Origin of the sequence: Kribbella sp. HUAS MG21 (genome assembly GCF_040254265.1) — a bacterium.
In the GTDB taxonomy this organism is placed as follows: Bacteria; Actinomycetota; Actinomycetes; order Propionibacteriales; family Kribbellaceae; genus Kribbella.
The window spans coordinates 5,855,426-5,869,885 of the sequence record NZ_CP158165.1; the positions used below are offsets into that span (position 1 = coordinate 5,855,426).

Below are 14,460 nucleotides of genomic sequence, written 5' to 3' on the forward strand. Positions count from 1 at the left end.
GTTCATGATCGACCCCGAGGTCCTCGCCCGCGCCACGGCGGCCGTGCAGCGCGCCACCGGCGACGACGTGATCGCGGAGATGTTCCGGCGCTCGATGGCCGAGAACCTGCCCGCGGTCGCCGAGCGGCTGCCGGACGGGACGACGTTCGTGCTCACCGGCGACATCCCGGCGATGTGGCTGCGCGACTCGGCCGCCCAGCTGCGCCCGTACCTGCTGCTGTGCAAGGAGGATCCGGGCCTGCAGGACATCCTGGTCGGCGTCCTGCACCGGCAGCTCGAGTACGTCGTCCTGGACCCGTACGCGAACGCGTTCAACAAGGAGCCGAACGGCGCGGGTCACGTCACCGACGAGACCGAGATGTCGCCGTGGGTGTGGGAGCGCAAGTACGAGATCGACTCGTTGTGCTTCCCGCTGGAGCTGGCGTACCGGCTGTGGCGGATCACCGGCCGCGCGGACGTCATCGACGACCGGTTCCGGGCCGCGGCCGAGGCGATCGTGGAGCTGTGGACCGTCGAGCAGGACCACGAGGCGCGGTCGCCGTACCGCTTCCAGCGTCATGACGACCGGCCCTCGGACACCCTGGTCCGCGAGGGCCGCGGGCGGCTGACCCGGCCGACCGGGATGTCGTGGAGCGCGTTCCGGCCGAGCGACGACGCGACGGAGCTGGGCTTCAACGTGCCCGGCAACATGTTCGCCTCGGTGGTGCTCGGCTACCTGCAGGAGATCGCCACCGAGGTACTGCGGGACGCGCCGCTGGCCGAGCGCGCGAAGGCGCTGAAGGCCGAGATCGACGAGGGCATCGCGTCGTTCGGCACGGTGGACCACCCGGTCCACGGCCGCGTCTACGCGTACGAGGTCGACGGGCTGGGGGAGTCGTTGCTGATGGACGACGCGAACATGCCGAGCCTGCTCTCGATCCCGCTCACGGGGTACGCCGCCCCGGACGACCCGACGTACCTCGCGACGCGCGCGCTGCTGCTCAGCCCGGACAACCCGTACTACTACAGCGGAACGGCGGCCGCCGGCATCGGCAGCCCGCACACGCCGCCGCGGTACATCTGGCACATCGCGCTCGCGGTCCAGGGCATCTCGAGCACATCGGCGGAGGAGCGCCAGCAGTTGCTGGAACTCCTCCGCGACACCACGGGCGGAACCGGGCAGATGCACGAAGGCTTCGACGTCGACGATCCGCGCAAGTACACCCGTGAGTGGTTCTCCTGGGCGAACGCGATGTTCTGCGAGCTCGCGCTGGTGCACGCCGGGATCAGGTGACATCGCGGCGTCGCGTGGTCCACGCCGCGAGGACGGCGAACACCGCGCAGTAGCCGATCAACGTCAGCAGGGCCCGTCCGCCGCCGACCGCGTCCCGCACGCCGGGTGGCGCGTCGGCGGCGGCCATCCCGGTCACGCTGAAGACGAGCGAGCCGGCGTTCGTGCCGGGCAGCGCGTCGGAGAGCCAGTCCAGGCTCGGCAGCAGGCTGCTCACGACGCCGGCCAGCAGCGTCTCGATCCCGAGGATCCAGACGACGCCGAGCCCGATCGGCAGCGCGACGTTGCGGAAGGCAACGGCCAGGACGGCACCGGCCAGGCACCACGTCATCAGGACCAGCCAGCCGCCCGCCAGGCCCTGCGCGAGATCGCCGGCGCCCGGCCAGTTCGCCGGGCCGTCCTCCGCGGCGGCGATGCCGATGCTGCAGAGCGCGCAGGCGGCGAAGATCCCGAGCACCCAGAGCGCGATCATCGTGCCGAGCGCGAGGAACTGGGCGCCGAGGATCGTCAGCCGCCGCGGGCGCTGGGTGAGGACGGTCTTCAGCGTGCCCCAGGTGTACTCGCCGCCGATCACGATCGCGCCGAGCACCAGCGCGAGCGCGCCGGCGAAGATCGGGTAGCCGCCGATCGTGTTGTCGACGACGCGTTCGGGCAGCATGCCGCGGAGGACCTCGGCGCGCGGGATGCCGTCGGTCTGCGGGTTCTCGTCTCCGGTGGCGTAGCCGAGGTACGGCAACAGGTACCCGAAGATCAGGCTCAGCACCAGCCCGGCGCCGAACAGGACCCAGACGGCGGAGCGCTTCCGGAGCTTGAGCAGTTCGGCTCGGTAGCTACCCAACATCGGCCTTCTCCTCCCCGGTGCTGAGGTCGGTGGTCAGTTCCGCGGTCAGCTCGAAGAAGATGTCCTCGAGGGCGCGTTCGGTCGTGTGCAGCTCGGAGACCTCGATGCCGGCCTCGACGAGCGTCCGGTTCACCTCGGCGGCCCGCGCCGGATCCACCTGCACCCGGAGCGTGTCGTCGTACTGATGGACGGTGCCGAAGCGGGCCAGCAGCTTGTGCGCGTCGTCGCGCGGGGTGGCGCGGACGACGAGTTCCTGCTCGCCGCGGAGCTTCTCGACGTTGTGCTCGGCAACCATCCGGCCGGCGTTGATGATGCCGACCCGGTCGCAGATCTGCTGGACCTCGCCGAGCAGGTGGCTGGACAGCAGCACGGTCCGGCCGCCGCTGCCGAGCTCGCGGATCAGCCGGCGCATGTCGCGCATCCCGGCCGGGTCGAGCCCGTTCGTCGGTTCGTCGAGAATCACCAACTCCGGGTCCTTGAGCAGCGCCGCGGCGACCCCGAGCCGTTGCTTCATCCCCAGCGAGTACGTCGAGAACCGGTCCCTCGCGCGATCGGCGAGGTCGACCAGCTCGAGCACCTCGTCGATCCGCTGTCGCGACACGGCGGCGTACTCGGCCAGCAGCCGGAGGTTGTCGAGGCCGGACAGGTACGGGTAGAACGCGGGCGACTCGATCATCGACCCCGTCCTGCCCAGTACGCCGGCCTCACCCGGACGGCCGCCGAGCACCTGTACGGTGCCGCTCGTCGGCGCGATCAGCCCGGTGAGGATCCGCAGCGTGGTCGTCTTGCCCGCGCCGTTCGGCCCCAGGAACCCGTAGACCTCACCCGGCAGCACCGTCAGATCGACACCGTCCACCGCGAGAGTGTCGCCGTACCTCTTCGTCAGCCCACTGACCTCGACTAGCGCATCCATACCTCGAGGGTGCCGGTCGGGACGGGTCCGCCGCGTCGCCCGCAGGGAGTGAACGGGCCTACCCCCGGCGGAGTACTCAGCTGCTCGGGTTGGACTCCAGCCGTTGCACACTCCCGGCCGCGAGCGCGTCCGCCACGTGCTCGAAACCGCTCCTGATCACGTCGCCGTACTCACCCTCGGGGAGGTTCGCGAGGTGCGGTCGCGCGGCCTCCAGGTGCTCGGCCGCTCGCTCCGGCTGGTGCAGCCGGCGGTAGTCGTCGGCGAGGCTGAGATGCAGCGACGGCAGCCACTGGTCGTCCGACACGAGTTCCATCGCCCGGAGGTCCCAGGCCAACTCGTCCTCGGTCTCGTCCTGGACATCCGCCAGGAAGTGCGCGATCACGCACCGGGTCGCCCGGTCGTCGATGCTGTCCCACAGCGCGGTCAATTGCGTGCGGGCGCCAGCACGGTCCCCTGTGCGCCCGAGCTCGACGGCGGCGGTGATTTCGGCGAGGTTCATCATGCGATCACCCTCGCGCTTCCAGTGACTGGAAGGTCAACCCAGCCAGCCGGGGCGGACCAGGCCGGTCTGGTAGGCGACGACCACCAGCTGCGCGCGGTCGCGGACGCCGAGCTTGATCATCGCGCGGCTGACGTGCGTCTTCGCGGTCGCCGGGCTCAGCACGAGCCGCTCGGCGATCTCGTCGTTCGACAGGCCCTCGCCGACCAGCGCGACGATCTCCTTCTCGCGTTCGGTGAGGACGTCGAGCTCCTTGCTCGCGTGCGGTTGCCGCGACCGGGACGCGAACTCCGCGACCAGCCGCCGCGTCACTCCCGGCGACAGCAGCGCGTCGCCGCGCGCGACCACCCGGACCGCCTGCAGCAGCTCGACCGGCTCGGTGTCCTTCACCAGGAACCCGCTGGCGCCGACGCGCAGCGCCTCGAACACGTACTCGTCCAGGTCGAACGTCGTCAGGATCACCACGTGCACGTCGGCCAGCTCGGGATCCGCGCCGATCTGCCGGGTCGCCTCCAGGCCGTCGGTGCCGGGCATCCGGATGTCCATCAGCACGACGTCCGGCTTCTCGCGGCGCGCCACGACGACCGCCTCGGCGCCGTCGGACACCTCGCCGACGACCGTGATGTCGTCCTCGGCGTTCAGCAACGACCGGAACCCGGCCCGCACCAACGCCTGATCATCCGCCAGCAGCACCCGAATCATGCGCTGGAGCTTATGCGAGCCCGGCGTCGTGCGCGAGCAGCGCGACCTGCGTCCGGTTGCCGAGCTCCAGCTTCGTGAGGATGTGCGAGATGTGCGCCTTGACGGTCGCCAGGCTCATGAACAGCTCGGCGGCGATCTGCGCGTTCGGCTTGCCCTGGGCGACGGCGAGCATCACGTCGTACTCCCGCGGCGACAGCCGCCGCAACTTCTCCTGGGCGATCGTGTGCGCGTCGGCCTGGGTGGCGGCGCGGTCCATCAGCCGCCGGGTGATCGCCGGTGAGAGGATCGGGTCACCGGCGGCGACCCGCCGGACGGCGTCGACGATCTGGGCCGGGGGAGTGTCCTTCAGCAGGAACCCGCTGGCTCCGGCGCGCAGCGCGTGCAGCACGTTCTCGTCGGTGTCGAAGGTGGTGAGGACGACGACCTCCGGCGGATTGTTCCTTGCGCGGACCCGGCGGGTCGCGACGATGCCGTCGACGCGGGGCATCCGGAGATCCATCAGCACGATGTCCGGGAAGTGCGCGTCGACGGCGGCCGGTACTTCGTCGCCGTCGGCGGCCTGGCCCACGACCGAGATCCCGTGCGCGCCGTCGAGCATCATCTCCAGGCTGGCCCGGACCAACGCGTCGTCGTCCACCACCAGGACCCGGATCGGCGTCTCGCTCATGCGGGCCACGGTAGCGAGGCCTCGAGCCGGAAACCGCCACCGGGCACCCGCCCGTGGTCGAGCGTGCCGCCGGCGAGCTGCACGCGTTCGGTCAGTCCGACGAGGCCGGTGCCGCTGCCGGGGGTCAGGGGCGCGCCGTGGTGCGTGGCCGGATTCGTGAGCTCGATCCGCAGCCCGTCACCGGGGCGTCCGGTGAGCGTCAGGGTCACGGGGCGGCCGGCGGCGTGCTTGCGGGCGTTGGTGAGACCCTCCTGCACGATGCGGTACGCCGTCCGGCCGGTTGCCGGTGGCAACGAAGCGGGGTCCGCGACGTGGTCGTCGTACGTGATCGCCGTACCGGCTTCGCGGGACTCGTCGACCAGAGCGCGGAGGTCGGCGAAGGTGGGCTGCGGGCGGCCTTCGTACACGTCCTCGTCGCGGAGCACGTTGATGACCTCGCGGAGCTCGTCGAGGGCCTGGTGTACGCCGGTACGGATCACGCCGGCCGCCTTCGCGAGCTTCTCCGGCGACGAGTCGGGGCGGTACTCGAGCGCACCGGCGTACGTCGCGAGCAGCGAGAGGCGATGGGCGAGTACGTCGTGCATCTCCCGCGCCATCTTGGTGCGCTCGAGCGTGCGCGCCTCGGCGATCCGCCGCCCCTGCTCGGCCTCGGCTCTGCGGGCGCGTTCCCGGAGCGACTCGAGCAGCTGCCGACGGGCCTGCGCGCCCTGACCCCAGCCGAGCAACGCGGCGTGGACGACGACATCCAGTACGGCGAACCAGAGGAACGGCAGCCCGTGAATCGGTTGCCAGAGGCCCTGAATCAGATGGGCGACGGTCCCCGCGCCGGCCACCATCAACGCGATCGGCAACGGCCGCCGCGACGCAACGATCAGGGTACCCACGGTCGACGGCGGCGTGGCCGCAGGCGACAGCACCGCGAGCACAGCCAGGGTCACCGCGCCCACGACCGGCCGTCGAAACACCACCGGAACCACCGCGACGGCGACCACCCCGACTGCAAGGTCCAACACCAGAAGCCCACGATGCTCCGGATCCGACAACCGCCCCACGATCGTCATCGCCACGAACACCGCAAACACACCGACCGCGGCCGCCTCGACCACCCACGCCGGCTTCCGCGCCCCGCAAACCTCCTCCATACCCCGACCCTAAGCCGCCTCCACCCACCCCACCACCGACCAAAGTAGAACCCCCCACGAACTTCCGGCCCCCACCAACCAGCCCCGCGACCGATGCCCAGCCGGCGACTGTCCAGCGACTGTGGAGTCCACCAACCCCAGCCTCTGGAGGAATCCGATGACATCGCCCACGCAGACAACGCAGCAGTTCGCCACGCCGCTCTCGCGCCGGAGCCGCCTCGCGGTCGTCGGAGTCGCGGCACTCGCAGCGCTGGCTGATTGGGTGGTGCTTTCGCCGGTTGGCGGTGTCGTGTTGGTAGCTCGGCAGGGTGGCGCGACTCAGCATGTCGGGGCGGTTGCTGTGGTGTTGTCGACGGTCGGGGTGAGTCTTGCCGGGTGGGGGCTGTTGGCGATCTTGGAGCGGCGTACGGCGCGTGCCCGGGCGATCTGGACTCTGGTCGCGAGTCTGGTCTGCGTGCTGTCGCTCGGGAGTCCGTTGATCAACGGGATCGGTGCCGGTGCCAAGCTCGGGCTTGCGTCACTGCACCTGGTGGTCGGCGCCGTCGTCGTGCTCGGGCTGCGTCGTACCGCCGAACGGGGCTAGCTGTGCCGCCTGGTAGAAGCCGCGGATGTGTGCGGTCACCAGCTCGGCCGCGCGCTCGGGCTCGCGTTCGCGCACTGCCGCCAGGATCGCCCGGTGCTCCGCCCGGAGCCCGACCGCCGTGGCCTCCCAGTCCGGCAGGTTCGGTACGGCGGCCAGCACGTAGCCGTGGATCGCCGACCGCAGCGACGCCATCACCGCCGCGATCAGCACGTTCCCCGCGAGCCCGGACAGCGCCACATGGAACTCCGCGTCGAACTGATGGAACTCCTCAGGCGTCAACCCGACGTCTTCCATCCGGTCCAGCAGTCCCTCGGCGACCTCGAGCTCGTCCGCACCGAGCTCCCGCCCCGCCGCCTCCCGCGCTGACCACGATTCCAGCAGCAGCCGGGTCTGGACGACGTCCGCCATCGGCAGGTGGTTGGTTGCCAGGTGCAACCGCAGTACGGCGGTCAGCGGCGACACCGGCTCCGCCACGATCACCGCGCCCGCCTCGGGCCCGGACCCGGTCGCGGTCCGCACCACGCCCATCGCCTCGAGCACCCGGACCGCCTCGCGCACCGATGGCCGGCTGATCCCGAGCTGCTCCGCGAGCACCCGCTCCCCGGGAAGCCGGCCGCCGATCCGCAGCCGCCCCGCCGCCAGGTCGGCCTCGACCCGATGCAGGACCAGCTCGTAGTTCTTCACGTGGACACCCTACCCGTGTGGTCGGACCACAGGGTAGGGTGTGGTCCGACCACAGAATCACCCGGGAGATGTGATGACCGACCGCCAGATGCCCAAATGGTCCGAGCTGAAGCCGCTGCTGCGGCCGAAGCCGATCACGGTGAACCCGACCGAGCGGCGGCTGGAGAAGGCGCTGACCATCGCGGACCTCCGGGCGATCGCGAAGCGCCGGACGCCGCGCTCGGTGTTCGACTACACCGACGGCGCCGCGGAGGCCGAGATCAGCCTGCGCCGGTCCCGGCGGCTGTTCGCCGAGCTGGAGCTGCAGCCGTCGATCCTGCGCGACGTCTCCGACCTCGACCTCGGGACGTCGATCCTCGGCGGCCGCTCGGAGTTGCCGTTCGCGTTCGCGCCGACCGGGTTCACCCGGATGATGAACCACGAGGGCGAGAGCGCGGTCGTCAAGGTCGCCGAGGACATCGGCATCCCGTACGCGCTGTCGACGATGGGTACCACGTCGATCGAGGACGTCGCGGCCGCGGCGCCGAACGCGCGCAAGTGGTTCCAGCTGTACGTCTGGAAGGACCGCGACGCGGGCGAGGACCTGGTGAAGCGCTCGGCCGCCGCCGGGTACGAGGCGCTGATGCTGACCGTCGACGTCCCGGTCGCCGGCGCCCGGCTCCGCGACGTCCGCAACGGCTTCACGATCCCGCCGTCGCTGACCGCGAAGACCGTCCTCGACGCCTCGCTGCACCCGGCCTGGTGGGCGAACCTGCTCACCACCCGGCCGCTGACGTTCGCCTCGCTGTCCAGCTGGGACGGCACCGTCGCCGAGCTGCTGGACAAGCTGTTCGACCCGACGATGACGATCGACGACTTCAACTGGCTGCGCTCGATCTGGGACGGTCCGCTGATCGTGAAGGGCATCCAGACCGTCGAGGACGCCCGCCGGGTGGTCGACGCCGGCGCGGACGCGATCGTGCTGTCGAACCACGGCGGCCGCCAGCTGGACCGCGCGCCGACACCGCTGCGCATCCTCCCGGACGTCCGCAAGGCGATCGGCAGCGACGCCGAGATCTACCTCGACACCGGCATCATGTCCGGCGCGGACATCGTCGCGTCGATCGCGCTCGGCGCCGACGCCTGCCTGGTCGGCCGCGCGTACCTGTACGGCCTGATGGCCGGCGGCCGGCGCGGCGTGGCTCGCGCGGCGGAGATCCTCACCAAGGAGGTGCGCCGGACGATGGCGCTACTCGGCGTCTCCAGCGTGGCCGACCTCAACCCGTCCCACGTCCGCCTGCCCTGATCTCGTCGCCGTACACCGCGGCCGGGCCGGGGCCGGGATTCACAGGAAACCTACAGCGGCAGGGTCGCCGTGATCCGCAGGCCGCCGGTGGGGGTGCGGTTCGCGGTCAGCGTGCCGCCGAGGGCTGTCGCGCGCTCGCGCATCCCGGAGATCCCGTTCCCTTCCTGCGGCGGTCCGGTCAGCGATTCCCCGTTGTCGTCGATCTGCAGCACCAGCGTCTGCTCGCCGTACTGGATCCGGACCGTCGCCGACGTCGCCCGCGCGTGCCGTACGACGTTCGTCAGCGACTCCTGGACGATGCGGAACGCCGCGCGGTCCAGCCCCGCCGGGAGCGGGCGCGGGTCGCCGTGGACGAGCTTGTGCACCTCCAGGCCGGCCCGTGACGTCCGGCTGACCAGGTGGTCCAGGTGGTCGAGCCCGGCGACCGGCTGGCGGGGCGCCGACTCGTCGGACTGCCGCAGTACGCCGACGATCGAGCGGAGCTCCACCAGGGCTTCCTTGCTGGCGTCCTTGATCGCGGACAGCGCCGGGGCGGCCTGCTCCGGCTGCCGATCGACCAGGTGCAGCGCGGTGGAGGCCTGGACGTTGATCAGGGAGATGTGGTGCGCGACGACGTCGTGCAGTTCCTGGGCGATCCGCAGGCGTTCCTCGCCGGCGCGGCGGAGCTCCTCTTCCTTCCGGGTGCGCGCGGCGGCCATCACCCGGTCGCGGTGCGCGCGGAAGAGTTCGGCGAGGAACCCGAGGACGGTGAAGCAGGTGCCGACGATGACCACCTGGTACACACCCTGCTCGTTGATCCCCAGGAGCAGCCGTCCGCCGACATGCCCGACGTACAAGGTGACCAGGCCGACCCAGCCCGCCAGGCGGTGGCCGAAGCGGATCGTGCTGAAGACCGCGATCACGAACGGGATGACGACCGGGCCCCACGGGTACTCGAGGAGCATGTAGGCCAGCGTCGAGACGATCGTTGCCCACAGCGCCGGGATCGTCCGCGTCCGCAGCCAGTAGAGGGACAGGCCGGCGACCAGCAGCAGCACGACCATGAGCACGTCCGGCTCGTTGCGGTCCACCTGACCGCGGGAGGCGCCGAACGTCCCGAACACGGTGAACGCGGTCACGAGCAACGGCAGCAGGGCGCGCCGGATGCGCGCCCCGTACGTCGGGCTCTGCTCAGTCGTGCTCACAGTACGAAACCGTAGAGGGCGCGCGGGGCGGGTGTCATCGTCGCCACGGAGTACTCCGGCCTGCGCCCGCCGCGGTAGCTCAGTACTTGACCTTGTAGATCTTCTCCTCGTACGCCGGGCCGTAGTACTCCTCCAGCGTCGCGAGGTCGTCGTCCGGGCGCTCCAGCGCCTGCGCGATCCGCGCCCGCGGCGCGACCGCGTCCGGCTGCCAGGTCTCGGGCTTCCACAGCTTCGAGCGCAGGAACGCCTTCGAGCAGTGGTGGAAGATCTCCTCGATCTCGACGAGCAGCGCGAGCTGCGGGCGGTTGCCCTTCACGACCATCTCGTCGAAGAACGGCGCGTCGCGGACGATCCGGGCGCGGCCGTTGATCCGCAGTGTGTCGCCGCGGCCGGGCAGGAAGTAGATCAGCCCGACGTGCGGATTGGAGAGGATGTTGGTGAACCCGTCGACGCGCCGGTTGCCGGCCCGCTCCGGGATGGCGATCGTGGTGCTGTCGAAGACCTTGGTGAACCCGGCCGGGTCGCCCTTGGGGGAGACGTCGCACGTACCGTCGGCCGCGGAGGTGGCGATCAGGCAGAACGGCGAGGCCGCCAGCCACTCCCGGTCCAGGTCGTGCAGCTCCTTGCGGGCCTTGCCGGCCGCGGCGGCCAGCGGTTGCGGGACGATCTCGCGCAGTTCGTCGTACGTCGTGACCTCGACCAGTCCGGGGATCTCCATCAGGCGGCGTTCTCCTCTACCAGCGACGGCGTGGCGTCCTCGTTGACGGCCCTCGTCCGCGCTGCCCATCGTACGGCGGGACCAGTCGCGCAACTGGTCCCCAGGAACAGGGCTCCGACCACGATCCAGCCGATCGGGCCCCAGCCGAGAACGACCGTGGTGAGCAGTGCGGGGCCGAGCATCCGGGCGATCGCGGGGCCGGTGCCGAAGAAGCCCTGGTACTGCCCCTGCTTGTCGGCGGGGGCGAGGCCGAAGCTGATCTCCCAGGCGCCGGACGCCAGCTTCATCTCGCCGAGGGTGAGGAGTGCGGCAGCGAGGACCAGCGCGGCGGCCGCGAGGGCCGGGCTCAGGTCGGCGGCGGTGGTGGCGAACACGGCGCAGGCGGCGAGCATCGCGATTCCGGCGTACCGGACCGAACGGGCGGCGGTGGGCAGATCCTTGACGGCATGGGCGATCCGGACCTGGAAGAGCGTGACGCCGAGCGTGTTCACGATCATCAGCGAGGCGACGACCCAGCTCGGCGCGTCGGTGCGGGTGACGATCCACAGCGGGCCGATCAGGCTGATCAGCGGCATGAAGAGCAGCATGACGGCGTTGATCAGCGCGAGGACGGCGTACGGGCGATCACGCAGTACTGCGAGCCTCGGCTCACCTGCGCTGCGGACGCTGACCGCTACCGGCGGGACGCGGTGGATGAGGGCGGCCGCGACCAGGAAGCTGAGCGCGTCGATCGCGAAGACGATCAGGTACGCCGCGGTGCTGTCGAAGCGGAGCGCGACGCCGCCGAGCAGCGCGCCGATCGCGAGGCCCGCGTTGACGGTGGACTGCAGGAACGCGCGGATCCTGGTTCGCTCTGCCGGTGGGACGAGCCCGGCCAGGAGTGCCTGACGCGCCGCCGTGAGCCCAGTCTGGCTGCAGGCGTAGACGATCGCGGCGATCAGGAAGCCGGCGAAACTCCTGACGACCAGGAACGAGGCGACCGACGCCGCGGTGGTCAGGGCGAGCAGGACGGCCGCGCCGCGTGCGCCGTGGCGGTCGGCGAGGTTGCCCAGCGGGACACCGGCCACGAATCCCAACAGCCAGGCGATCGTCAGCCCGAGGCCGACCTCCGCCGTCGACAGCCCGACCACGCGGGTGAAGAACAACGCCGAGGTGACGACGAACGCCCCGTCACCGACCGAGTTCGCGAACTGCGCCATCGCCAGCTTCCGCGGCGCCCCGGCCGGCGGAACCATCTGCCCAAGTCTCATGCTGTCGAGCCTAGGTTCGCAGCGGCCCATTGGAGAGATCCATTCTCTCCTTGATCTCATGGGCCACTTTGCCCTGTGGAAAACCAGGCCCGGCGGTCGGAGTCGCGGCATCTTTACAGACATGAGCTTCGAGAACCTGCCCGCCACCTGGACCGACCAGCCCCTCACCGACCCCGCGCGCACCGCCGACGTCGTAGACCTGATGGTCAGCCTCGGCGACCGCACCCGAGGCACCCTCACCGCCGTCATCTGCGACCCCGACGCCCACTACCGAGCCACGGTAGTCATCGACCTCCCACCCACCGTCGAGCTGCGTCGGCAGGCGTCTACCCACACCGTTCCCTCCCCCGCCGAGCTCTGCCAGACCGCTCTGCACCCGATCATCCCGGCCGTCCGCACAGCCCCAGGCACCTCCCTGATCCTCGCCCTGGGGCGCCCAGGCCCCGCCCACCTCCCCACCCAGGACAACGAATGGTCAAGAGCCGCCCACACCATCTGCGAAGCCGCCGAAATCAACCTTCTCGGCTTCTACATAGCCACCAAACAAGGCATCCACCAACCCCACCCGACCTCCACCGCCGCCTGATCACCCGTCCAGCCGGCTGCTGAGGGGTGTGTTCGGGGAGGGTGGGGTCAGCGGACGCCGCGGGGGCGGAACTGGATGCTGATTCGGGGGCCTACGCGCCCGGTGGCTTTGGGGATGGCGTGTTCCCAGGTGCGTTGGCAGGAGCCGCCCATCACGATCAGGTCGCCGTGGCCGAGGGGGTAGCGGATGGTGGAGGCAACAGGCCCGCCGGCCGCGCCGGGACGTGGGCGAAGAGCGAGCATCCGAGGCTCTCCGACGGAGAGGATCGCGACCATGGTGTCCTCGTGGTTCCCGCGGCCGATCCGGTCACCGTGCCACGCCACGCTGTCCTTGCCGTCCCGGTAGAAGCACAGTCCCGCGGTCCGGAATGGCTCGCCCAACTCCTCCGCGTAGTAAGCACTCAACGCATCCCGCGCCTCGTCGAGGATCGGCAACGGCAGGTCGGCGTTCTCCCCGTAGAAGCACAGCAACCGCGGTACGTCGACCACCCGGTCGTACATCTGCCGCCGCTCCGCCTGCCACGGCACATCCCGCGCAAGCCGCTCATACACCTGGTCCGCCCCCGTCAACCACCCCGGCAGCACGTCAACCCAGGCCCCGCGCCCCAACTCGGTCCGCGCCAGCCCACCCAACGACCCCAACGCCGGATCCGCAAACGCATCCAGCAACGAGCCCTGAAGATCAGCACCCATGCCCGCCACTGTACCGGAGATTCGAACATATGTTCCAGCCGCCTGGTATCTACGGAGTCAAACCTCTGGTGAAGAGCCCCCAGACCAACGGCGTGGTCGAACCCTGATCGACGAGTACCTACCAGGCTTATGAGACTGCCGAGACCTCCACGCCGGACCAGCGGTCCTGAGGTCTTTGGAAAGAGCTCCGGGCGCGGTGTCGGATCGGAGCAGAGGTGTTCGTAGCAGGGGTGAGAGGCGGTCTCGCCAGGGCGCCCCGAGCCACAACGGTTGAAGGAGATGAAGATGCAGTACCTGGTTTCCGTGATCGACGATGAGTCCAGCTCCGCCGACCCCGCCGAGCGATCGTCGTCCTCAGCGGCGGAGGCGTTCAACGACCGGCTCAAGGCGGAGGGACACTGGGTCTTCGCCGGTGGCCTTGCGGCGCCCGGCGCCGCCACCGTCATCGACAACCGGGGTGGGGAGGCGGTGTTCACCGACGGTCCCTTCCTGGAATCCAAGGAGTACCTCGGCGGGCTGTGGATCATCGAGGCCCCCGACCTCGATATGGCGCTCAAGCTTGCCGCTGAGGGCTCGAAGGCCTGCAACCGGCGGGTCGAGGTGCGGCCGTTCCAAAACCAGTGAACGTCGTCGGCAGTTCGTCCAAGCCGGCATGACGTCACGCAAGCCCGACAAAGTAGCGACGACACCTACGTCAGCGCGGATGAGGTCGACACCTCGTCCGGACCTCCCGAGGAGTTACTCATGCGTCCCCTCATTCTCCGCAACAGCTTGTCCCTCGACGGCTACGGCGCGCCTCCGCCGGGCGTGCCCGAAGACTTCATCCTGGAGTACGACGAGGACGAGGAGTTCGTCGCGCACATGGCCGGCGTACTCGGCAACGCGGGCGTGCACGCGATGGGTGCCAAGACGTACCAGGACATGGCCGGGCACTGGCCCTACCAGGACGGCCCTGAGGCCGACGCGATGAACAGGATCCCGAAGGTCGTCTTCTCCCGTAGGCCGATCGATACCCCCTGGGAGACGACGACGGTCTGCTCCGGAGACCTCGCCACGGAGGTCGCGAGGCTCAAGGCGCAGGACGGCGGCCCGATCCTCGCGCACGGCGGCGTCCGCCTCGCGCAGGCGCTCGTGCGTGCCGACCTTGTCGACGAGTACCACCTGTTGATCAGCCCGGTCGCCCACGGTGGCGGCAGCCCGCTGTTCACCGAGTTCACGAAGCTGAAGCTGGTCGACGTGAAATCATTCCCCCGAGGCAACCTCGCGCTGACCTACACGCGTCCGGATGCACGCGCGTCCTGAGACGCATCGACAGCACACCCCAACCGATGAAGAAGCCCTCCAGCTCCACCATCTCGCCAAGAAACCTGCCAAGTTCTTGACGCAGGAAAGGTGGACCGGCGATCGGTGAGACTGCAGTACGTCGGTTGGCTGCTCCTGCCTG

The 14,460-nt window shown here is 70.2% G+C and carries 17 protein-coding genes; 6 read left to right on the plus strand and 11 right to left on the minus strand.

Annotation, left to right across the window (positions count from 1 at the left end):
* Positions 1-4: 4 nt before the first annotated feature.
* Entirely contained in the window at positions 5-1,273 is a 1,269-nt protein-coding gene (locus ABN611_RS28405; RefSeq protein WP_350275302.1) for a glycoside hydrolase family 125 protein, read from the plus strand.
* Here ABN611_RS28405 and ABN611_RS28410 read toward each other — a convergent pair.
* From ABN611_RS28410 to ABN611_RS28435, 6 genes are all read right to left on the minus strand, one after another.
* Positions 1,266-2,111 (minus strand): ABC transporter permease subunit, encoded by an 846-nt coding sequence (locus ABN611_RS28410; RefSeq protein WP_350275303.1) that lies wholly within the window; start codon positions 2,109-2,111, stop codon positions 1,266-1,268. The genes ABN611_RS28405 and ABN611_RS28410 overlap by 8 nt on opposite strands.
* Positions 2,101-3,024, minus strand: a complete 924-nt coding sequence (locus tag ABN611_RS28415; RefSeq protein ID WP_350275304.1) for an ABC transporter ATP-binding protein — start codon at positions 3,022-3,024, stop codon at positions 2,101-2,103. The genes ABN611_RS28410 and ABN611_RS28415 overlap by 11 nt, the downstream gene beginning before the upstream one ends.
* A 76-nt stretch (positions 3,025-3,100) precedes the next feature.
* Positions 3,101-3,526 (minus strand): hypothetical protein, encoded by a 426-nt coding sequence (locus ABN611_RS28420; protein WP_350275305.1) that lies wholly within the window; start codon positions 3,524-3,526, stop codon positions 3,101-3,103.
* Between the two features lie 33 nt (positions 3,527-3,559).
* Positions 3,560-4,225 (minus strand): response regulator transcription factor, encoded by a 666-nt coding sequence (locus ABN611_RS28425; RefSeq protein ID WP_350275306.1) that lies wholly within the window; start codon positions 4,223-4,225, stop codon positions 3,560-3,562.
* Between the two features lie 10 nt (positions 4,226-4,235).
* On the minus strand, positions 4,236-4,892 hold the full coding sequence (locus tag ABN611_RS28430) for a response regulator transcription factor (RefSeq protein ID WP_350275307.1): 657 nt from the start codon (positions 4,890-4,892) through the stop codon (positions 4,236-4,238).
* Complete coding sequence (locus ABN611_RS28435) at positions 4,889-6,034, minus strand: histidine kinase (RefSeq protein WP_350275308.1); 1,146 nt, start codon at positions 6,032-6,034, stop codon at positions 4,889-4,891. Before ABN611_RS28435 ends, ABN611_RS28430 begins: the two co-directional genes overlap by 4 nt.
* A 157-nt stretch (positions 6,035-6,191) precedes the next feature.
* Between ABN611_RS28435 and ABN611_RS28440 the strand changes: the two genes are divergently transcribed.
* Positions 6,192-6,617, plus strand: a complete 426-nt coding sequence (locus ABN611_RS28440; RefSeq protein ID WP_350275309.1) for a DUF6069 family protein — start codon at positions 6,192-6,194, stop codon at positions 6,615-6,617.
* On the opposite strand, the gene ABN611_RS28445 is transcribed toward ABN611_RS28440, so the two are convergent.
* Entirely contained in the window at positions 6,552-7,301 is a 750-nt protein-coding gene (locus ABN611_RS28445) for an FCD domain-containing protein (RefSeq protein WP_350275310.1), read from the minus strand. The two genes, ABN611_RS28440 and ABN611_RS28445, sit on opposite strands and share 66 nt — an antisense overlap.
* Positions 7,302-7,374: 73 nt before the next feature.
* Here ABN611_RS28445 and ABN611_RS28450 point away from each other — a divergent pair, with 73 nt between their 5' ends.
* Complete coding sequence (locus tag ABN611_RS28450) at positions 7,375-8,586, plus strand: alpha-hydroxy acid oxidase (protein ID WP_350275311.1); 1,212 nt, start codon at positions 7,375-7,377, stop codon at positions 8,584-8,586.
* A 50-nt stretch (positions 8,587-8,636) separates the two neighbouring features.
* Here ABN611_RS28450 and ABN611_RS28455 read toward each other — a convergent pair whose 3' ends face one another.
* The 3 genes from ABN611_RS28455 to ABN611_RS28465 form a co-directional block, all read right to left on the minus strand.
* On the minus strand, positions 8,637-9,770 hold the full coding sequence (locus tag ABN611_RS28455) for a sensor histidine kinase (RefSeq protein WP_350275312.1): 1,134 nt from the start codon (positions 9,768-9,770) through the stop codon (positions 8,637-8,639).
* A gap of 79 nt (positions 9,771-9,849) precedes the next feature.
* The gene (locus ABN611_RS28460; RefSeq protein WP_350275313.1) at positions 9,850-10,488 is read right to left on the minus strand and encodes a pyridoxamine 5'-phosphate oxidase family protein; all 639 of its coding nucleotides are present in this window, start codon (positions 10,486-10,488) and stop codon (positions 9,850-9,852) included.
* Entirely contained in the window at positions 10,488-11,738 is a 1,251-nt protein-coding gene (locus ABN611_RS28465; protein WP_350275314.1) for an MFS transporter, read from the minus strand. The genes ABN611_RS28460 and ABN611_RS28465 overlap by 1 nt, the downstream gene beginning before the upstream one ends.
* A 121-nt stretch (positions 11,739-11,859) precedes the next feature.
* On the opposite strand from ABN611_RS28465, the gene ABN611_RS28470 reads away from it, so the two are divergent.
* Complete coding sequence (locus ABN611_RS28470) at positions 11,860-12,324, plus strand: hypothetical protein (RefSeq protein ID WP_350275315.1); 465 nt, start codon at positions 11,860-11,862, stop codon at positions 12,322-12,324.
* Positions 12,325-12,371: 47 nt separating this feature from the next.
* On the opposite strand, the gene ABN611_RS28475 is transcribed toward ABN611_RS28470, so the two are convergent.
* Positions 12,372-13,016 (minus strand): alpha-ketoglutarate-dependent dioxygenase AlkB, encoded by a 645-nt coding sequence (locus ABN611_RS28475; RefSeq protein ID WP_350275316.1) that lies wholly within the window; start codon positions 13,014-13,016, stop codon positions 12,372-12,374.
* A gap of 285 nt (positions 13,017-13,301) precedes the next feature.
* On the opposite strand from ABN611_RS28475, the gene ABN611_RS28480 reads away from it, so the two are divergent.
* Together ABN611_RS28480 and ABN611_RS28485 are read left to right on the plus strand one after the other, a co-directional pair.
* A complete protein-coding gene (locus ABN611_RS28480) occupies positions 13,302-13,640 on the plus strand; it encodes a YciI family protein (RefSeq protein WP_350281699.1) in 339 nt (112 codons plus the stop codon).
* A 120-nt stretch (positions 13,641-13,760) separates the two neighbouring features.
* Entirely contained in the window at positions 13,761-14,318 is a 558-nt protein-coding gene (locus tag ABN611_RS28485) for a dihydrofolate reductase family protein (protein WP_350275317.1), read from the plus strand.
* Positions 14,319-14,460 lie beyond the last annotated feature (142 nt).